The 21,114-nt window shown below is 43.0% G+C and carries 18 protein-coding genes and 1 pseudogene; 6 read left to right on the top strand and 13 right to left on the bottom strand.

Annotation, left to right across the window (positions count from 1 at the left end; all coding sequences use genetic code 11):
* The first annotated feature begins 165 nt into the window (after positions 1-165).
* The 4 genes from H7R76_RS24015 (at position 166) to H7R76_RS24000 (ending at position 3,285) form a co-directional block, all read left to right on the top strand.
* A complete protein-coding gene (locus tag H7R76_RS24015; protein WP_058671571.1) occupies positions 166-807 on the top strand; it encodes a recombinase family protein in 642 nt (213 codons plus the stop codon).
* A 114-nt stretch (positions 808-921) separates the two neighbouring features.
* The gene (locus tag H7R76_RS24010) at positions 922-1,734 is read left to right on the top strand and encodes a sulfite exporter TauE/SafE family protein (RefSeq protein ID WP_000100193.1); all 813 of its coding nucleotides are present in this window, start codon (positions 922-924) and stop codon (positions 1,732-1,734) included.
* 19 nt (positions 1,735-1,753) lie between these two features.
* Complete coding sequence (locus tag H7R76_RS24005) at positions 1,754-2,125, top strand: winged helix-turn-helix domain-containing protein (protein ID WP_001034147.1); 372 nt, start codon at positions 1,754-1,756, stop codon at positions 2,123-2,125.
* A gap of 137 nt (positions 2,126-2,262) precedes the next feature.
* Positions 2,263-3,285, top strand: a complete 1,023-nt coding sequence (locus tag H7R76_RS24000) for an IS110 family RNA-guided transposase (protein WP_001567660.1) — start codon at positions 2,263-2,265, stop codon at positions 3,283-3,285.
* Positions 3,286-3,602: 317 nt separating this feature from the next.
* On the opposite strand, the gene H7R76_RS23995 is transcribed toward H7R76_RS24000, so the two are convergent.
* Genes H7R76_RS23995 through pseB form a run of 12 tightly spaced genes read right to left on the bottom strand, consistent with a single transcriptional unit; the run spans position 3,603 to position 17,396 of the window.
* Positions 3,603-5,039 carry an undecaprenyl-phosphate galactose phosphotransferase gene (locus H7R76_RS23995; protein ID WP_063122228.1) on the bottom strand — a complete coding sequence of 479 codons (1,437 nt, stop codon included), beginning with the start codon at positions 5,037-5,039 and terminating at the stop codon, positions 3,603-3,605.
* Positions 5,040-5,053: 14 nt separating this feature from the next.
* On the bottom strand, positions 5,054-6,199 hold the full coding sequence (gene glf / locus H7R76_RS23990) for a UDP-galactopyranose mutase (RefSeq protein WP_063122229.1): 1,146 nt from the start codon (positions 6,197-6,199) through the stop codon (positions 5,054-5,056).
* Positions 6,196-6,960, bottom strand: coding sequence for a DUF4422 domain-containing protein (locus tag H7R76_RS23985; protein ID WP_063122230.1), 765 nt, complete (start codon positions 6,958-6,960; stop codon positions 6,196-6,198). The genes glf and H7R76_RS23985 overlap by 4 nt, the downstream gene beginning before the upstream one ends.
* Positions 6,961-7,010: 50 nt before the next feature.
* Positions 7,011-7,979 carry a glycosyltransferase family 2 protein gene (locus H7R76_RS23980; RefSeq protein WP_063122231.1) on the bottom strand — a complete coding sequence of 323 codons (969 nt, stop codon included), beginning with the start codon at positions 7,977-7,979 and terminating at the stop codon, positions 7,011-7,013.
* Complete coding sequence (locus tag H7R76_RS23975; protein ID WP_063122232.1) at positions 7,972-9,297, bottom strand: DUF6418 domain-containing protein; 1,326 nt, start codon at positions 9,295-9,297, stop codon at positions 7,972-7,974. The genes H7R76_RS23980 and H7R76_RS23975 overlap by 8 nt, the downstream gene beginning before the upstream one ends.
* Positions 9,298-10,695: a capsular polysaccharide export protein, LipB/KpsS family gene (locus H7R76_RS23970; RefSeq protein WP_063122233.1), complete on the bottom strand. Its 1,398-nt coding sequence runs from the start codon at positions 10,693-10,695 to the stop codon at positions 9,298-9,300.
* Positions 10,670-11,932, bottom strand: coding sequence for a lipopolysaccharide biosynthesis protein (locus tag H7R76_RS23965; RefSeq protein WP_077483135.1), 1,263 nt, complete (start codon positions 11,930-11,932; stop codon positions 10,670-10,672). Before H7R76_RS23965 ends, H7R76_RS23970 begins: the two co-directional genes overlap by 26 nt.
* 44 nt (positions 11,933-11,976) lie before the next feature.
* Positions 11,977-13,026 (bottom strand): pseudaminic acid synthase, encoded by a 1,050-nt coding sequence (gene pseI / locus H7R76_RS23960; RefSeq protein WP_063122235.1) that lies wholly within the window; start codon positions 13,024-13,026, stop codon positions 11,977-11,979.
* Entirely contained in the window at positions 13,026-14,558 is a 1,533-nt protein-coding gene (gene pseG, locus H7R76_RS23955; RefSeq protein ID WP_063122236.1) for a UDP-2,4-diacetamido-2,4,6-trideoxy-beta-L-altropyranose hydrolase, read from the bottom strand. Before pseG ends, pseI begins: the two co-directional genes overlap by 1 nt.
* A complete protein-coding gene (gene pseF / locus H7R76_RS23950) occupies positions 14,536-15,246 on the bottom strand; it encodes a pseudaminic acid cytidylyltransferase (RefSeq protein ID WP_063122237.1) in 711 nt (236 codons plus the stop codon). The genes pseG and pseF overlap by 23 nt, the downstream gene beginning before the upstream one ends.
* A complete protein-coding gene (gene pseC / locus H7R76_RS23945) occupies positions 15,247-16,398 on the bottom strand; it encodes a UDP-4-amino-4,6-dideoxy-N-acetyl-beta-L-altrosamine transaminase (protein WP_063122238.1) in 1,152 nt (383 codons plus the stop codon). It abuts the gene before it with no gap.
* Positions 16,398-17,396, bottom strand: coding sequence for a UDP-N-acetylglucosamine 4,6-dehydratase (inverting) (pseB, locus tag H7R76_RS23940; protein ID WP_013097864.1), 999 nt, complete (start codon positions 17,394-17,396; stop codon positions 16,398-16,400). Before pseB ends, pseC begins: the two co-directional genes overlap by 1 nt.
* Before the next feature lie 555 nt (positions 17,397-17,951).
* Between pseB and H7R76_RS23935 the strand changes: the two genes are divergently transcribed.
* Both H7R76_RS23935 and H7R76_RS23930 read left to right on the top strand, forming a co-directional pair.
* Positions 17,952-19,321 (top strand): IS3-like element ISKpn8 family transposase gene (locus tag H7R76_RS23935; protein ID WP_085956500.1). Its coding sequence is split into 2 segments (ribosomal slippage): positions 17,952-18,432 and positions 18,432-19,321, totalling 1,371 coding nucleotides; the frame shifts between segments, so codons are not numbered across the junction.
* A pseudogene (locus H7R76_RS23930) lies at positions 19,288-19,512 on the top strand (transposase); the annotation flags it as partial. The gene H7R76_RS23935 and the pseudogene H7R76_RS23930, both read left to right, overlap by 34 nt.
* A gap of 29 nt (positions 19,513-19,541) precedes the next feature.
* On the opposite strand, the gene H7R76_RS23925 reads toward H7R76_RS23930, so the two are convergent.
* The gene (locus tag H7R76_RS23925) at positions 19,542-21,113 is read right to left on the bottom strand and encodes an IS66-like element ISCro1 family transposase (RefSeq protein WP_032277629.1); all 1,572 of its coding nucleotides are present in this window, start codon (positions 21,111-21,113) and stop codon (positions 19,542-19,544) included.
* Position 21,114: the final 1 nt, after the last annotated feature.

Raw genomic sequence — 21,114 nt, 5'->3', positions numbered from 1 at the left:
GTTTTCCTCGTAAATTATTCAGTACGGTATTTTTAACAAAACCAGATATCGCATAAGGGTTACACCCCGACGCCATACTCAAAACGTGACGGCACACGATGAATGACATAACCTATATGCGATAGAATTAATGCAATAACCTAAATGCGATAACGTGGTGAAAAAATGTTCATCAGAGCTTATTTAAGGGCATCGACGGAAGATCAGTTCGCCGATCGGGCAAAAGAGATGCTGGAGCAGTTCGTCCAGGAGCGGGGGCATAAAATCGCCAGCTACTATCGGGAGAACATCAGCGGTACAAAACTTGACCGTCCGGAGCTGGGCCGCTTACTGATGGACAGTCACCGTAATGATATTTTGCTGGTCGAGCAGATAGACCGCCTGACCCGTCTCAGCAACAGTGACTGGATGACGCTGAAAAAGCAGATAGAACAACACGAGTTGCGGATTGTCAGTCTGGATGTTCCCACCTCATGGCAGGCGCTGTCAGAGAAAGATCCTTCACAGGCTGACCCGATAACCCGCGCTGTCATTACTGCCATCAACAATATGTTGATTGATCTGATGGCTGCAATGTCGCACAAGGACTGGCTGAGTCGTCGCCAGCGACAGCAGCAGGGAATTAAGCGTGCTCATTCTCTGGGGAAATACCGGGGCAAACAGGCAGACCAGGAACGACACCAGAAGGTGTTGTACTACCGACAGGTTAAGAAACTCAGTATACGGGAGACAGCAGAAGCAACCGGCTACAGTTCTTCTCAGGTTTGTCGGATACAGGCGCTTAATAAAATCACCGGTACTGATTGAATCAGCTTTAACCTGGATCAATTCCCGCCTATACAACGTACTATCAAACTTATCATCTGAAATGCTATGCTCGTCGTTATGTCAAAAATGACATAACGAATCAGAGAGGAATGCATGTCATCAGTTTCAAAAAGGAATGGAAAAGGTTTTTTCTCAGGCGCGGTAATTGGGGCTTTAGGAGGGCTGATTGGGCTCGGTGGGGCTGAGTTTCGCCTTCCCGTCCTGATCGGTAGTTTCAAAATACCCACCCTGGAAGCCGTCATCTTTAACAAAGCAATGAGCCTCGCTGTTGTCGCTATCGCTCTAATTTTCCGCACAAAATCGATAGCCCCCGATCAGTTGGTAGAGCATCTTGATATTGTCATGAATTTACTGGCGGGAAGTCTTATTGGGGCATGGTGGGCCGCAGGCCGCGCCATTAAGATGTCCAGAATCTGGCTGGACAGAATCATTCTGATCCTCCTTGTTTTACTGTCGTTCGTCATGTTCTCAGAAGCATGGCTACCACTACACAGTATTTCCGGCGGGTTATTTCAACCCGGTATTGCCACCATTATTGCAGGTGTGATTTCAGGGTTCTTTATCGGGATAGTTGCAGCATTGCTCGGTGTGGCTGGCGGTGAGCTTCTGATCCCCACAATCGTTATCCTGTTCGGGGTTGACATCAAACTGGCCGGAAGCCTGTCATTGATGATTAGCCTGCCCACAATGATTGTTGGTTTTTCCCGTTATACAAATGCAGATGCTTTCCAGATTCTGAAGAAAGAAAGGCCACTGTTTGTATGGATGGTCATCGGATCTGTGATTGGTGCGGCAATTGGCGGACTTCTGGTCGGCCTGTTCCCGGTTAAGGTACTTATGACTTTACTTGGGGTGATCCTTCTTATCTCCGCCATCAAAACGTTCAAACACACCCGGCAAAAATAATTCCGAGAAAGGTATCAGGATGAATAAAAAAGCGCTTATATCTGATTTTATTTTGGTCAGACCCCGAATTTACATTAATGACAACATCTCGCTGGGGCCGGGTAAAATTGATCTATTGCGCGCTATAGATGGGTTTCACTCCCTGTCAGCCGCCGCAAAAGATCTGGGTATACCCTACAAAAGGGCTTGGCTCCTGATTGATACGTTAAACAAAGGGATAGGTAAGCCCGTGGTCATCACGTCAACAGGCGGCAGCAAAGGTGGAGGCTCGGTTTTGACACCACTTGGTCAGAATCTACTTAGCTGGTACGACAAAGCAGAAGCCAACCTTAACGAACAATCACAGCAGGACTTGCAGGATCTCGAAAAAATTATCTTCGGTGAGAAATAACCCATTCGGCTCGGTCTTTGATCGGGCCATGACCGTACAAAAAATCATCTTAACGAATGGAAGGGACTTCCCCTGATTATGCGCCTGATTAACTCTTGTGCAATCATGGGGTAAACACAACCCCGGAGGGATTCGTTATGACCATTACTACTGTCGGTATCGATCTTGCTAAAAATGTGTTCGCTGTTCATTGCGTTGACCAGAATGGCAAAACCGTTCTGGTTAAATCCAGAGTAACCCGCGCAGCTCTTCCCGGGCTGATTGCTGGTTTGCCGCCCTGTGTTATCGGGATGGAGGCGTGCTCCGGGGCTCATTACTGGGCAAGACTGTTTCGGCAGTATGGTCATGAGCCGCGTCTGATGGCCGCTAAATTTGTATCGCCTTACCGCATGGCTGGTAAATCAGGGAAAAATGATGCAGCTGATGCTCAGGCTATCTGCGAGGCGGTTCGTCGCCCACATATGCGGTTTGTGCCGGTTAAGGATGAGAGCCAGCAGGCAATGCAGTGTCTGCATCGTACCCGACAGGGTTTTATCGAAGAGAAAACAGCAACATATAATCGTCTCCGGGGGTTGATATCTGAATTCGGCGTTATCGCCCCACAAAGTACAGATGCCCTGCGCCACATAGTTTTTGAGCAGAAGAATTCTTTACCACTTCAGGTTCAGCAATGTGTTGATGATTTGCTGGAGCACGTTGCTCGCATTGAAGATAACATCGCTGAATATGACCGAATTTTGTCCCGCATGGCCAAAACAGATCATCGCAGTCAGCGGCTGATGGAATTGAAGGGCGTTGGCCCCACAACGGCCTGTGCGCTGGTCGCCAGTATCGGTAATGCACATGATTTTAAGAATGGGCGCCAGCTGGCAGCCTGGCTGGGACTGACACCATCGCAGTACAGCAGCGGCGGAAAGTCGAAGCTTGGCAGGATAACGAAAGCTGGCGATTCGTATCTGAGAACACTTCTGGTTCAGGGTGCCCGCTCGGTACTGATCGGGGCGGAGAAAAGGACTGATTTATTCAGTCGTTGGGTCTGCTCACTGGTCGAACGCAGAGGATACTGGCGCGCTGTTGTTGCCATCGCTGCCAAAAATGCAAGACTGTGCTGGGCATCATTGCATTACGGTGATGATTTCAGGTTGTACTCAGCCAGCTAAAGTACAAAGCTGTATGACCATCTGTTCTGCAACTCGTTGATGATAAAGGGTTAGACCCCGTGAGGTATATCTGCTTATTGTACAGGGCAAGTGTACCCGACTAACGAACTAGAGCCTCACGAGCGTCTTTCATCAGGGTCCGAATCGATGACGATTCATCATGACCGTTTATAGTACCGCAGTCTCTCCCCTTTATTTTTTTACTATAGTGCAGACAGAAACCGTAAACACCGGCGTTGACATGCCGGGGAAGCCCTTATAGTACAATATTTGCCGTTTCCCAAACGGAGCCCATATAAAACCCGCGTATTGGTGCATTAATATGCACCATCACGATGAAGAACGACCTTCACAGTTTTGAACAAAATTGCGATATCATTCCAGAGCGACCAGTTTTTTACATACCAGGAGTCAAAGTAGACGCGCGTATCGTAATCCACATCATTACGGCCACTCACCTGCCATAAACCTGTCATGCCAGGTTTCGCCATCAGATAGTAATCGACATTATCATCATATCGAGGCAGTTCTTCAGAAATAATGGGACGCGGCCCAACCAGACTCATTTGCCCTTTAAGGACATTGAATAACTGAGGCAGTTCATCAAGGCTGGTTTTGCGAATAAACCGACCTACCGAAGTGATCCTGGGGTCATTTTTTAGCTTGAAATCACGATCCCACTCTTGACGGGCCGCTGGATCCGAATCAAGAAGCTTTTGCAAAACCTCCTGAGAATTCAGGACCATAGAGCGAAATTTATAGCATGGGAAAAGCTTACCATGTCGCCCGACGCGCATATGTCCATAGATTGCCGGGCCACCATCACGGGTCACTTTATACCAGAGATAAATAAGCAAAGGTGACGCAATCAGGATGATCAGTGACGAACAAACAATATCGAATGTGCGTTTCAGGAAACGAGAAGTCCTCTTCGCCAGATTATTATGGATTCGAAGAAGCATAACTTCGTGGCTGAAGATAAATGACATATCGGTGTTATATAGCGGTAAACCTCGTAAAGAAGGTATCACCGTAACGGAACGACAGTCTTTCTTTGACAGTTCTCGCAGCCAGTTTAGGGTCTTATCGCTGTTTTCCATTTCAAATGCGACGATGAAATGAATATCCCCTGTTTTCTTCATCTGCCAAAGAATTTCGGGGTCACGCAAAACAGGCAGTCCCTGGAGCATCGTTTCCGTAGAATCTTCATCATAGAAGGCCACGACATCGAAACCGAGCATTTCTTCGCTCTGCAACGCGAAGTAAGCCTCAACAGCATTGCTTCCGCTTCCCATGATGATGGTTTTTTTCTTCCAGATACCAAGGCGATTAAGAAGATGCTTCGTCATGGCTCTAAAGAATGGAAGCAGGATTAACGCAAAGGTCCAGCAAAAAACCCACACATACCGCGAGAACTGCCATTTAGAAAAGGCAACAAGCGCCAGGTCAAAAACAGCAAAAATAACGATAGTACGGATAATTTCCTTTAATTCAAACCAAAATGGTTTTCGATAGGAATAATGCCGCAACCGAACCCAGAACCATCCCACACAAATTATACTTAATATGATGTGGGAAATGATACGCATCTCAAGTTGGTTATCAGGGATAAAACGATAGAGATCGTTAAAAATCCAATACACACAACCAATTGAAAGTGCGAGTGAAACGTTAAAAAATATAAAATCCGAGGCCGCCAGAAAAACTTTGCATAGCAACGGGTTATATTTATTCAAAAAATTATCCGTATCCATGACCACACCTGACTTTATCGCGGATTTATATTAAATACAGGCATCGGCTCCTGATTTTTTTGGCATTCGAGATATTTGTTTGCCACATCAATAGCTTCGCGGATAGTGACATCCATATCAAGATAGCGATAGGTACCCAGACGGCCAACAAAAGTTGTATTACTGAGTGCCATGGCCTTGTCAAGATAGCGGTTTAATAACTCTTTCTCTTTTACCATACGAATCGGGTAATAAGGCACATCGTTTTCGGTACAAAAACGGCTAAACTCACGATAGCAGGTAGTATTTTCGTGTGATTCCCAGGGTGAAAAATGCTTATGCTCGGTAATACGAGTATAAGGTACGTCTTCTTCACAGTAGTTGATCACTGCTGTACCCTGATAGTCGCCTTCCGCGGAGAATTTTTCAAAGTCCAATGTGCGATAGCCAAGCCGCCCTTCGCTGAAGTTAAAGTATCCATCCAGGGCACCTGACCAGAACACATGTTCATACGCAGTGCTTTCTGCCGCAGAAAACTCGGTATCCGTTCTGACCTCAATCAGCTCATGGTCGAGAATTTTTGCGACCATCTCGGTATAGCCTTCTTTAGGCATGCCCTGATACTGATGATTAAAGTAATTGTCGTTGTAATTGAAGCGCAGCGGCAAACGCTTCAAAATACTGGCAGGCAATTCCGTTGGTTCAACGCCCCATTGCTTGCGCGTGTATCCCTTGAAGAACGCCTCGTAGAGCTCACGGCCAATCATGCTGATTGCTTGTTCTTCAAAGTTTTGCGGATCGACAATTGATTTATCCGCTTTTGATTCAATAAACGCCCGAGCTTCGTCAGGACGTAGCGTTTTATTGAAAAACTGGTTAATGGTGTGCAGGTTAACAGGCAGCAGATAGACATTGCCCTTGTAAACAGCCTTTACGCGGTTTGTGTAAGGCATGAATTCAGAATAAGCATTTACGAAGTCCCAGACTTCTTTATCATCTGTGTGGAAGATATGCGGACCATAGACGTGCAGCATGACATTAGTCTGCGGATCACGTTCAGAATGGCAGTTTCCTGCAATATGCGAGCGCTTATCAAAAACAACGGATGATATTCCTTGCTCAGCTAACAGCCTGGCGATAACGGCCCCAGAGATACCTGCACCAACAATAGCGACTGTCATTTTGTTCCCCAAAAATGTCGTTTTAATAATCCAATCCCCTTCAGAAGGAGGTTCTCACCATCAATATTGACCACCGGCATATATTTAATCCTCAGTCGATTGCGCTGATGATGAAGCCACACATTGAAAAGTCTTTCTGCCATAAACCCAAAGACGCGTTTTTGGTACGCATCATAATTCTGATAAGCAATTTTTTGTTCAAGCGCGAACAATAGTGGGAAGAGCCAGGCAAAATATTCATCTATCAATGCTTTTTTACAGACGAACATATTGTACAGGCTGATCTTAGTGCCCCCCATAACATCATCAAAATCTGAGAGATAATCAGGTTGTTGTCGCGCTATTTCATCTCGCAGTTGAGTGTAGTCCGACTCATGATGAGCATGTATATAATGGCTTTTAATGCTCGTAATATAATAATTACGTGGTTTAGCAACCAGAATATCAGCATTTTGCAGAAGATTCATCATCTCTTCAGGAGAGGCGATACGCTTCCCTTTAACCACCAGATTACTTGTAGAAGAGGCAAAATAGCGGCGGTAGTGCGCGAGGCCAACAATGTCTTCCTGAGAGTTCTTCCATATCCAATAGGCTGCGGTGAGTTCGCAGAATGATGAATTTAGATGGGCGATGTTGTCGCCAGCACAGTCTTGCTCGTAACTCGAAGATATTTCATCACTTAACATGCCAACTTTAAGAGGTACATATTCTCGAGTGGTTGGAAATTCATAAGGTTTATGAGAAACCACAAATACTTTCATTTATTACCTTTAACATAATCATTATCAGGCACGACAATGCAATTGCCGTTTTATTTACTAATACGGTTGTATAGTATCTTGAAACAGAAAAAACCGACCTTATTCATTTTCAATAGTGCAAAGCAAATCTTATCTGGTAGGTTAGCATCGCATTGTAATATTAAAGAAAGGGGATATTGATTGAATTTTGTATAAATAATTTTTTGATTCTCCCTTAATACATGCGAAGAACTATTTGTTTTGGAGGTTTTGTATAGCGTAATCAAAGCACTTCTTGATAAATGAGCAACGCAAGAATATAGGTGCGGTCGATATTCTTTGATTTTCTTGACCCTTTCTTCAAGAAGCGAAAGTGCAGTAACTAATTCCATGTTCCTTAGAACATTATAATTCGTCAACGAATCTTTTCTTACGCGGTAATAGTAAAGCACCTCATTGATTTTTAAAACATTTTGAGCCCTAGCGTTAAGCAAAGGTACCGTTACCGAATCCTCATAAATAATCCCCTCAGGAAAAAGATTATTATTAAAAAATTCTCGCCGAACAACTCTCACCCAAGGATAATTATGGATTGTAGAGAGCACTTTTTTTGGTACAAGTTCCAATGAAGAAAAATCGAAGCCGGCATTTAAAATTTCAGGTTCTATACCATCCTGGAATTTCTCATAGCGGTAAATAATTGTATCAACGTCATTAAACTTCTTAATGGATTCTTCTAAGTATTTAAAAAAAGCGGGTGAGAGCAAATCATCTGGGTCTAGACATGAAATAAACTTACCAGAAGCATGACTAATACCATAATTTCTTGCAGTGGATACTCCACCATTTTCTTTATGTAAAACTATCACTCTTGGATCAGCTAATGCAAACTGCTTAAGTATCTCAGCTGACGTATCAGTCGAACCATCATCAATGAAAATTATTTCACAAGGTAATGTACATAATTTGAAAGGTGAAAAAAAATCTTTAAGATAAGCAGATACATTATAGACGGGTATGATAAAAGAAACATTAAACATTGGTTCTAGAAACCCTATTTTTTGAATGTGCAACCAAGGCAAATACTAAAGGCAGCAGTAAAAGAATAATTTTCCATTCAAACAAAAGGTATACCCTGCCCATCAATATGAACTGAATAGCGATGTTGAAAACTTTCATTGCTATAAACAGCAAGATATAGTCTTTATTCCTTAAAGTATATGCTGTAAACCAAAAGGCCAATGATAGGAAAAACGCCAATATCGCACATACTAGTAGTGCCAAAACTGGACCAAAGAACAGCAATACATTTGCAGGGAATGCCATAGTCAGAGCAATTCCTGCCTCTTGATAAACATTGAATAATTGTTGAGGCATAACCAGCCCCATGAGATATGACATTCCCGTATTTTCAGGTTGAACTCCGATGCCAAAAAAATTACCAAAAATATTCGACACATCAACTTCAGCTGAGTTCGCAGTATTTGTTAGAGACCACCAAAGCTGACTTTGCGCTGCAATACGCGTTTTCAGGGATTCAAATGCGAGCGAACTATCTCCAGAAAGAGAGAAATAGCTAGTCCAAACTAAAGTAACAAAAGCAATACCTAAGACTGAAAATAACAATATACTTCTTAATGAAAATAATTTTTTGCTAATTTTTTTGTTCGATGCAATGAGAAAACATACACTGAAGAAAAGAAGCATCTGGAAAATTCCCGTGAATTTTTCGCCAACAAGAACTTGCGAAATGACGCCAAAAAGGAATATTCCAAGGGTAAATTTACTTTTAGTTTTGGCATATATACAGCCAAGAATAAATACTGATTGTTCCACAAACAATCGCACATTATTGCCCCAAGATGGAGCAACATTATTCCAGTAGTAAAACCTGTCCTGGCCGTAATCGCTTGGCCTGCCAAATTTAATAAAGAAAAATATCACGACTAGGGTAGCAAAAAGAACTAAGACTGGATATATCCTTTCTATAATAGCATTCACTACAAATGAGGTATTTAAATTAACAACTATACGCTCGTTCATGAAAATAAAAAAATTGGATGCAACCAAAAAGGTTATTACTGCCAAACTAACATTTATAGCCGTTGCACCATTTATCGTAGATATTTCTCCGAGTTCAGGTATAAATACACCGGTTTCAAGAATCAAGCCACTAATCGCTGTTGTTAAAATAGACCATAAAAAGAAGCTGCCAATTATAAAGAAATCTTCTTTTTTAATTAACAGGTAAAAAAGTACAATTATATAACCTAGTACGACAATCAGATTAAGTATATACGAACCATGAAAGATATAGCTTGTTAAGAAAACAGATATCCAGCACCACAACATTAGCATTTAGTGGTCCTTTAATGCGCGAATTATTTGTGAGCTGACTTTTTCAACAAATTCAGCACCTGGATAATTCGTGTAATTTATCGTTAGTGGAAAACAAAGAGAGTCATAAGCACCGACAAATCGAATGTTGTATTCATTATAATTTGCAGACTGATTGTCATCAATATGTTTAACAGCATTTACGATATCACCGTAGCCTTTACACTGATGCACAAGAGGATGCCTCATATAAAATACATCACCGAAAACGGCAACTGGTTTATTCATCAGTACAGCCTCATAACCCACCGTACTGGTTAATGTGAATACACCTAATGATTTATTTATTAATTCTTTAGAATTCAGTTTCGGATTAGCGAGTTTAACGTTAGGAAGTTTTAGGATTTTTTTATAGAACTCAATACCTTCATATCCAGTCGCGGAAATATGATCTTTTACAACCAAAAATGTCCCATGTGGTAAACTGAAAGCTAAATTGCGGATGAGGTTATATTCATCGTAAAATTTTGCAAGAATAGATGTAGATGATTCGGGATGGTAATGCAATGGATATAGATAAAAGGGTTGCGATGTAAGATCTTCATCGAAGAAATCTTTTATCCTTTTCACGCAAAACCAACGTTTTACCTCTCTATAATTCATGTGAAAACTTTTCAGCAATGGGTTTCCTACTTGGAACAAGACATTTTTACCGACAATGGTTTGCCTTATAGTTTCAGTAATAAAAGTAAAATCCCGTTTCTTTAAAATTTTGCTCACAAAATTAACAGAAGAAAGCCCGTTATTATTCATATAATCAGGTTGGATATGCTGAATATTAGCAATATATTCACTAATTTCTTCATGCTTCTCCTGACTGAGTTCAGGCATTGTATCTATCGTTTTTAATATTGTTTTAGATAAGCGATCGTCCAAAGATGAAAATAAGGATCGCCCTGGCAAACGACTCGCTGTTAAGCCTAAATATTTCACACCGTATTTTTCTGCAACTTGATTCGCAGTATATGCCAATCCATTTGAAACATTTTCATAAAACACGAAATCAAACCTTTGTTTACTGAAAATGCTTTCAAAAAAGCAATATAAATTCTTAGAAACGCGCCCCCAAAAATTACTCTCGGAAGAATAAACTGAATGATAATAGTTATCACGATCATAATCAGAATGTATATTCCACTTATCATACTGACTTAGCAATGAAATATCTTTATCTGTACTAGTATATTCTTCGAAGCAAATAATTTCACATTTCACTTCATGAAGTTTATATTTCCTAATGGAAAAATAGCTATCGGTAATTATAGTAATGTCGACATTTTTATTTATTAATTCAATCGCCAACCTTTTAAATACTGGGGAGAAAATTGCATTATTAATTAAGATGACACCCTTCACCATTGAACTCCTTCACAAATAGAATATACTTAATTATTAAGATAAATAGATTAGAACCAATTAAGGCTATTAATATCGCAAGCATACCGCTATCAGGCAGCATTTTAACACCGGAGAATGAAATAATTATAAATAATAGCAATGCAATCGCATTTATACAGATAATTGAAGTGTCTTTCTTCTTGGAGTATAAAACATAGTGATAAGGCATTGACACATTTAAAATTGATGTTGCAATAACTATTAATATATACCACAGGAAATAATTAGCATATTCAACTTTACCTGTTAATGTAATCATTAAATAACAGGCTGGAATAGATAGTATGTAAAGCCCAAAATTATACAAGAAAATTTTCTTTTTGAATCTTACAAAAGCTTTTTTTGCTTCGATTACATTATTAGCTTGAATCGCTTTAACAAGTGAAGGGTAGTATCTTGTCACGACCAATACATCAATAATCGCTTGAACGGCAGCCGCTACTCCAAAAAAGAAGACATATACACCTAAGTTTGGTGACGTAATAAAGTGAACTGCAATGACTTTATCTAAATAGTTAATTACTCGAAGACATAGAGTACCGAGAAAAAAAAGGAATGAAGTTTTTACCCCTCTTTTTAACCATTGGACATCTAACTTGAAATCAGAAATTGAAACAGATTCGAATTTTACAATAGAGATTACTCCTACAGCTACGGATATTGCTGAAAAGACTAACCATATATAGAATATTTGTTCTAATTTGATGAAATGAAAATAAAGTAGTGGCACACATAAATAACACCATATGCCTGACCGAATAAACAATATAAAATTAGCAATCGTAATTCTTTCTTTGATAATTAATACGCGATAACACTCTTGTGAAAGATGTTCTGTGATCGTTAAGACAAACAACAATCCACCGACTCCAGTGATTGCGGATAAAGTTAATAACCCCAGCCAGATTGCAGCAAGCAATAAGTAACTAAAAGCAAAAAAAACAAACTGATTAAACAGTATTTCACCTATATTTTTAATTACTTTGGGATCTAATATTTCTCGAGTTGAAAAAATATAGAAATCCAAACCAACAAAATAAAGTGAAACAACTATTATACTGACATATAATCCATAATCACCGACATCTTTAACTGTTAAGAACCTAGCGATAGCCATCATTAACAAAAACTTGCCGCCAAGCGCAGCTATTCTTAATGACAAATCAAATAAATACGTTGGAACTTTTATTTTTAACAAAATTACACCATCCTAAGAACTCTTAGCCCTCCTTGGCTAATATTTTAACTAAAATGTTCTTTTTTAAGTGGAGTGCCTTTATTTAGATCCCGGGTAGCAAATTTATCAATTACATCATGATAATTTTTAGGCGCAAGCCCATATCCGGGACGAATGCTTTTGACGTTTTCAGCCGTTAGCTTTTCACCTTTTTTGACATCCTTAACTATATAGAGTGAACGACGGAACTTAACATTTCCTTTTTCACTTTCTTTACGTTCATAATTTACATAGCCTAAAGCTTTCCACGCTATTTTTGCATCCCTACACAAGGCAATTAACTCGGCAGGTTCAAGCGAGAAACTGTCATCTGGCCCCCCACCATTCCGATCCAGTGTAACGTGTTTTTCAATAACGTTAGCACCAAGGACAACTGATGCAACTGCAGTCGTATTATCGATTGTGTGATCTGACAGCCCAGTAATGACCCCAAAACGCTCAGCCATATCTGGAATAGTCGCCAGATTATAATCTTCTGCTGGTGCCGGGTAACCACTCACGCAATGCAGAACGACAAGTTCCTTACAACCACCGTCACGTGCTGCAGTAATAGCCTCCTGAATCTCCTGCTCGTCAGCCATGCCCGTTGAAATAATCATCGGCTTGCCTGTTTTTGCAACATATTTTATTAATGGCAGATCGATAGCTTCAAATGAAGCGATTTTATAGGCAGGGGCTCCGAGTTCCTCCAGAAGATCTACAGCTGTATAATCGAAAGGACTACTGAAAATAGTGATTCCGAGTTCTTTAGCTTTGTCAAACAGAGGCTTATGCCATTCCCAGGGCATTTGTGCCCCTTTGTATAAATTATAAAGCGTTTGCCCATCCCATAGGCCGCCATGAATCTGAAAATCTTCAGTATCACAATCAATGGTGATGGTGTCTGCACGGTATGTTTGTAATTTTATGGCATCTGCACCTGCAGCTTTCGCTTCTTCCATAATCTTGAATGCACGGTTGATGTCGCCATTATGGTTCGCCGAAAGCTCAGCAATAATATAAGGAGGATGATCTTTACCAATTTTACGACCATCAATAGTAATAAATTTGTTCATTATTTTTTCTCGCTGATATATTCGCTGGGTGAAAATTTATAAAATCCGATACGCTCAAATAACTGATGCGATGTATGGTTTTCAGGTAAAACCGTTGCCAGTATGCTTATACCTTTATGCAACATTAAGGCGCGTTTGATAGCTGCACTCGCAATGCCTTTACCGTGACATGCTGATGTCAGAAAAATCGATATTTCATATTTTGCAAAGCCATGCTCAACAGGATCTAATCGAATGACACCACATGCCCCTGCATTTTCAATAACGTAAAAAAATGCATTGTCGGCATTTAACTTTCGTTTCATCCATTCGACGTGATTCTCGTATGCAGGAATTTCAGGATTTCGAGCATATTTGCGCGTTTGCGGCTCACATTGAAGTTGATATACAAAATCGATATCGTCAAATGTAGCCTGACGCAGAGTCACATTAGTGCCATCTTTGGCTGACATTATTACTATTTCCTGGATATCTCTGTTAAGCCCCTGTCCATCACATATGTTCATAGCAAGGAGGCGCTGCTCGTGATAATGCGCGATCAAATGATTCAGAGCCTCGCTCAACTCTGCAGCATTAAAATTATCCGCATATAGCACAATCGCACCAGCGCTAGACAGATTGTTTGCGATGGTTTTTTGATTATCCGCAATGACTACGTTTACCGCAGGTAAACCCATAGTACATCGTTCCCACGTCGTTCCCCCCATAGCGCCGATTGCGAAATCGTGTTCCAGCATCAGTTCTGCCATATTTGACACATTAACGAGAACGTCGACGTCGTATTTCGATTTATTCGCAAGAGAGATAATTTCAGAACGGTGTGGACAAGCAGAGCCCAATACAACAGTGATTTTTTCTATGTTTTTAAAGTTTGACTGCTCAAGGAATACCAGCATTTTTCCAGCAACATTATGTGCATCCACCCCACCCATTGTTAATAATAGTTTTTTCGGTGCAGTAATGTTGGCTTTACGAACAATTGATTGTTTTCTTAATTGCGAAAATGCAGGGTTTAGCAACGCATATTTTGCGCCAGCGAGAACTTTACCTTCTCTTTTATTGAATTGGGCATATTCTCTGGCGCTGCGCATATAGGTTTGATCAATCAGTAAATCACAACAATGCGGCCGGTTGCAGAGATCATCGATCACCACTAAATGTGAATCAGGAAAACGTGCTTTCACAATCGCTTCCCATTCGTAATCAAGAGAATAGTGATCGACAATGATGATGTCTGGATCAGAACAGTTTTCTACTATTAAATCGATAAATTTCTCAGCATCATCGTATTGACTTCCATTAAGCCATGATTTTTCATCGCTGATGTAAGTACTCGATTTATCGGCAGCTGCGATAACTTCGACAGGAAAACCTTCCTGTTTTATTTTATCCAGAATATTACCAGGGTGGTCTTTTGATATAAATGAACAACGAGCTCCTGCTTTTTCTAAGACTTTCGCAAGATTTAGACAACGGATAATATGACCAGAACCGATCGATAGCGATGAATCAGCCCGCAGAAACACGTTCATTTTTAAACTCCATGGCTTTAAACAACCACTCAGCTACGCGCCAGTCTTCTGGAGTATCAATATCCTGGACACGTTCACGCGGAAGTTCAATCGAGTAGGAATCTGCGCTAAAAATCGGCTTTTCGTTCAACCAAGCTGAGGATGTCCCCCAATAAAATTGCCCGGCATCGTGCCACGACTCTTCAAGATCCTGTGACCGGACATGGAACATCTCAGGTGAAAACATACTTATACGCTGTTCATCACTGACTTTAAGTGCTCGTTGAATGGGATAAGGAAACCTTGAAACTGTGAAAGCATAATCGCCTTGCTGGCTTTGGAGAGTTCCTAATCCCTGAATAATATCTTCAGCGCGGATAAAAGGAGCTGTAGCATAAATACAGCAAACATAATCAACCGCGCAGTCGTGACTAATGAGCCAATCAGTCGCGTGGCGAATCACAGGAATAGTACCTGCATAATCATTTGAGAGTTCTTCCGGGCGCATAAATGGCGCTTCTGCACCATATTGACGCGCAACTTCAGCTATCTCCGCATCATCTGTTGAGACAATGATTCGGTCAAAGACGCCGCTCTTTTGAGCGGCTTCAATGGACCAGGCAATCATTGGTTTCCCACAAAAATTTTTAATGTTTTTTCGTGGAATACGCTTACTGCCACCACGCGCAGGAATGATTGCCACATTCATTTAAAAAAACTCCCGAATGCACTGAATAACGTAGTCTTGCTCTTCATCTGTCAGCGTTGAGTACATAGGGATACTTAGCGCGCGAGAGTAATAGTCTTCAGCGACGGGATAATCACCAGATTTATGACCTAACTGCTCATAATAAGGCTGAGTATGAACGGGGATATAGTGGACGTTAACCCCAATGCCTTTATCACGCAGATAATCAAACAGTGGTTTACGTTGCGCAGGCTCGTTCACCGTCAGTGGGTAAAGATGCAAAGCACTGTACCCACTCTCTGACTGCTGAGGTATTGAAACTGGAACACCGTCAAAGGCCGTGTGATAACGTTTTGCCAGCTCATGACGACGTGCCACAAAACCATCAATGCGCTTCAACTGACTCACACCCAGTGCAGCCTGTAGTTCGGTCATGCGATAGTTTAATCCGAGATCTACCTGCTGATAGTACCAACCACCTTCCGATAGTTTGGTCATTTTCTCGTTGTCGCGGGTAATCCCGTGGCTGCGGAAAAGTTGCATACTCTCGGCCAGCGCATCGTTGTTTGTCAGCGCCATACCACCTTCAGCAGTTGTGATGATCTTAACCGGGTGGAAGCTCAAAACGGTAATGTCGGCAAAACGCGAGTTGCCAATTTTAGCTCCCTGATAATTACCACCGATCGCATGCGACGCATCTTCGATAATGGCGAACCCATACTCTTTAGACAGTTTATGGATCGCTTCCATATCACATGATTGACCCGCGAACGCTACTGGCACCACGATTTTAGGCAATTTGCCTTCTGCTTTAGCCGCAATGAGTTTAGCTTCCAGAGCGGAAACACTCATGTTGTAAGTTTGCGGATCAATATCAACAAAGCTTACATTGGCATCACAATAAAGCGCACAGTTTGCCGAAGCCACAAAGGTATTAGGCGAAGTCCAAAGCCAGTCGCCTTTTTTCAACCCCAGCGCTAAGCATGCAATATGAAGTGCAGACGTTGCGCTATTAACCGCTACAGCATGTTTAACGCCAACATAGTCAGCAATGGCCTGCTCGAACTGTGGAACACATGGCCCCTGAGTCAAGAAATCAGACTTCAGTACGTCCACCACTGCACTGATATCTTCTTCTGAGATATCCTGCCGTCCGTAGGGGATAAATTTCATTAGATATTGCCTACTTTTTCACGGTTATCATCAATCCATTGACGCAGTTCTTCAATGCTCATCCACTCGGTATTGCTGTCGCTTTCGTAAACGAACCCTTCTGGTACACGTTTACCATCTTTAATACGTTCAGGAGAATCGCACCAGTTATGGATTGCAGGAAGGATTTTGAAGTGTTCCGGATATTCATAGGTGTAATGCGCATCTTCTGCACTGATCATTTGTTCATGCAGTTTTTCACCCGGACGAATACCGATTACTTTCTGAGTTGCGTCAGGAGCAACAGCCGTTGCAACATCAGTTACTTTCATTGATGGGATTTTCTTAACATAGATCTCGCCACCTTCCATGTCATTGAAGGCGTGCCAAACCAGTTCCACACCCTGTTCCAGGGTAATCATGAAACGGGTCATGCGGTCATCGGTAATTGGCAGTTCGCCCTTGTCTTTGATAGACAGGAAGAATGGAATTACGGAACCACGGGATCCCATAACGTTCCCGTAACGCACAACGGCGAAGCGGGTCTTGGTTGCACCGGAGTAGGAATTACCTGCCACAAACAATTTATCGGATGCCAGTTTAGTTGCGCCATACAGGTTTGCTGGGCTGCTTGCTTTGTCAGTAGACAGTGCAACGACACGCTCGATACCTTTATCAATACATGCATCAATAACATTCATCGCACCGTTGATGTTGGTTTTCACACACTCAAACGGGTTGTATTCTGCGGTAGGAACGATTTTTGTTGCTGCTGCATGCACCACGAAATCAACCCCATCTAACGCGCGGTACAAACGATCTTTATCGCGGACATCACCGATGAAAAAGCGGATGCGGCTTTCATCTTTGAAATGCTTTGCCATTTCCCATTGTTTCATTTCATCACGTGAATAAATGATAATTTTTTTAGGATTATATTTTTCAAGCGTCATGCGGACGAATTTATTGCCGAATGAACCTGTGCCGCCAGTTACCAGAATCGTTTTATTATCAAACATGTTTTTCACCAGAAAATATCAACTTATTGAATGCTACAATTGAAGAGATTGTAACCCAACCCTGCAAGGGTTTTTCCCACGCTACCGCCCCTGGCTTAACAGCTACCAGTGCACTGAATGAAGGTTAAATGTTCCATATGCTGAAGTCTTACACCGGACTCTACTGGTGCTGGACAACCACAAAAAACTGGCGTTAATTGTCGTCCTAAACGACCTCAGAAACAAGCACAAATCGTTACAAATCTGACCAGATTTAAATCAGATAAATCCATGTTATCATTAGAATGGCTTTGTTGAATAAATCGAACTTTTGCTGAGTTGAAGGATCAGATCACGCATCCTCCCGACTGGATTTGCCCCTATATTTCCAGACACCTGTTATCACTTAATGGAGTGACCCCGAGCCCGTAGACAAATCTGCCCTATAGTTTGAGCATAGGAGGAGTCTATGGGCACATCACGTTTTACCCCTGAATTTAAGGAAGAGGCCGTCCGCCAGATCACCGAGTGTACTGCACCCATTTTGTTGGACGATGAAATGGAATAGTCCCTGATATGTCAAAGCCAAAATACCCCTTCGAAAAGCGCCTTGAAGTCGTGAATCACTACTTCACAACTGATGATGGTTACAGGATCATCTCTGCACGTTTTGGTGTACCCCGAACCCAGGTCAGGACGTGGGTTGCCCTCTATGAAAAACATGGAGAAAAAGGTTTAATTCCCAAACCTAAAGGCGTTAGTGCTGATCCAGAGTTGCGCATTAAGGTCGTGAAAGCCGTGACCGAGCAGCAGATGTCCCTCAATCAGGCTGCTGCTCACTTTATGCTTGCTGGTAGTGGTTCTGTAGCCAAGTGGCTGAAAGTCTATGAGGAGCACGGAGAAGCTGGTTTACGCGCACTCAAGATCGGCACCAAAAGAAACATTACAATGTCAGTTGATCCAGAAAAAGCGGCGTTAGCATTGGAGCTGTCGAAAGACCGACGTATCGAAGATCTTGAAAGACAAGTTCGATTCCTTGAAATGCGGCTTACGTATCTAAAAAAGCTGAAAGCCTTAGCTCATCCCGCGAAAAAGTGAAAGTACTCAACGAGCTAAGGCAGTTTTACCCTCTTGATGAGCTTCTCAAGGCAGCGGAGATACCGCGCAGTACGTTTTATTACCATCTAAAGGCTCTCAGCAAGCCTGATAAGTATGCGGATGTTAAAAAGCGTATTGGTGAGATTTATCACGAGAATAAAGGTCGATACGGATACCGCAGGGTAACGTTGTCTCTCCATCGAGACGGGGAACGGATTAACCATAAAGCTGTTCAGCGCCTGATGGGAACCCTCTCGCTTAAGGCAGCGATTAAGGTCAAGCGATACAGCTCCTACAGAGGAGAGATAGGGCAAACCGCCCCCAATGTTCTCCAAAGGGATTTCAAGGCTACACGGCCAAACGAGAAGTGGGTTACCGATGTTACTGAATTTGCAGTCAATGGGCGCAAGCTGTATTTGTCTCCAGTAATAGATCTCTTCAACAACGAAGTTATTTCTTATAGCCTGTCGGAAAGACCTGTGATGAACATGGTCGAGAATATGCTCGATCAGGCATTCAAAAAGCTTAAGCCTCACGAGCATCCTATTCTGCACTCTGACCAGGGATGGCAGTATCGTATGAGAAGGTATCAAAACATCCTTAAAGAACAAGGTATTACACAGAGCATGTCAAGAAAAGGGAATTGTCTGGATAATGCAGTCGTGGAATGTTTCTTTGGAACCTTAAAGTCGGAGTGTTTTTATCTTGACGAGTTCAGTAATATAAGCGAACTGAAGGATGCTGTTACGGAATATATTGAGTACTACAACAGCAGAAGAATTAGCCTGAAATTAAAAGGTCTGAGTCCAATTGAATATCGAACCCAGACCTATGTGCCTCGTGTTTAACTGTCCAACTTTTTGGGGTCAGTACAGAGCGGGGCTATTCTATTGCTGAAGTATCTGAACGGCTCGGCGTGTCGGCGCACAGCCTATATAAATGGCTCCGGGCTGTTAAGCCTGACAACAGTGGACAGCAGGCACAGGATTTACTGGATGCCAGAACAGAAATTCTCAGGCTGAAAGCACAGCTTAAACGGTAAGCGACTCGTCAGAACCGTATTGATATTTACTGAGAGCTCAGATCAACTTTCCAGGGCAACAGATCGCGTACCCGGTTTGCCGGCCAGTCCTGGATATGTTCAATGACGTAACGCAGCCACTTTTCTGGCTCCACATTGTTCAGACGGCATGTGCCGATCAGCGAGTACAACACCGCCGCATGTTCACCACCGCTGTCGGAACCCGCGAACATCCAGTTTTTCCGGCCTACGGCCACTCCCCGTAAGGCGTTCTCTGCGATGTTGTTGTCGATTTCCACCCAGCCATTACTGCAGTACACGTTCAGTGCATCCCACTGTTTCAGCAGGTATGCGAACGCTTTTGCCGTATCTGAGTGACGCGACAGTGTTTTCATCTGTTGCTGTATCCAGTCATACAGTGACTGCATCAGTGGCGCGGCTCTGGCTTTTCTTGCCGCCAGACGCTGTTCTGCTGAACAGCCCCGGACCTCTGCCTCGATGGCATACAGTTCACCGATACGCTGCAGGGCTTCCGTGGTGATGTAGGTGGGCGCTCTTGCATGCACATCGTGGATTTTTCTCCGGGCATGAGCCATACACGCGGCTTCCGTTATTCTGCCGGATTCGTATAACGCCCGGTAACCACCGTAAGCATCGGCCTGAAGCACACCGCTGTAACCGGCCAGGTGATTTTGTGGATGGATACCTTTCCGGTCCGGACTGTACGCGAACCAGACCGCCGGGGGCATCTGTGAACCGGCGTTACGGTCATCACGGACGTAGACCCACAGCCGGGCTGTCCGGGTTTTACCGCTGCCCGGCTCCTGGACCGGGACGGGGATATCATCAGCATGGACTTTACCGGGCATCAGCACATACTGGCGCAGGACGTCATACAGCGGCTCCAGCAGTTCAGCAACAGCACCTGTCCAGCGCCCCAGTGTGGCACGGCTCAGCTCCACTCCCTGACGACGGTATATTTCTGACTGGCGGTATAACGGCAGATGGTCTGCATATTTCCCGGTGACAACATGGGCCAGAAGCCCCGCTCCGGCATAACTGCGTGCAATGGGTTTTGAAGGTACTGGTGCCTGCACGATATGGTCGCACCGGCAACAGGCCTGTTTCGGACGTTGTGTTTCGATAACCTTAAAGGCGCTGCTGATAAGCTCCAGTTGCTCTGACACATCACATCCCAGAGAACTGAGTTCACCACCACAGGCAGGACAGCATTCCTCTTCCGGCCGGATAACCCGGGTTTCACGGGGAAGTGAGGCCGGTAACGGTTTACGGGCTGAAGACTGGCGCAGGGCGGATGGCAGTACCGGGTCATATTGCTCACCCAGCGTTTCCGCCATTTCTTCCTGAAGTGCGCTGATTCGCTCCTGTGCTTCCTGTATCTGCCGTTCGGTTTTTGCACGAAGTTTTTCTGAGCTTTTACCGAACTGCATACGTTGCAGTTTCGCAACCAGCGCCTTCAGTCGGTTGATTTCGGAAGCATAAGCCGCCACCCGCTGTGAGAGCAGGCGGTTGTATTTCGCCATCTGTCGGATGGTGTCCTGTTGCGTCTGCAACAGTGCCCGCAGGCGGGCGTTCTCATGAGCAAGTGAGGTGTCCATA

This window comes from Klebsiella sp. WP8-S18-ESBL-06, assembly GCF_014169755.1.
Lineage (GTDB): Bacteria > Pseudomonadota > Gammaproteobacteria > Enterobacterales > Enterobacteriaceae > Kluyvera > Kluyvera ascorbata_B.
Note: the sequence above shows the minus strand (reverse complement) of the source record. Positions and strands in the feature narration are given on the sequence as shown.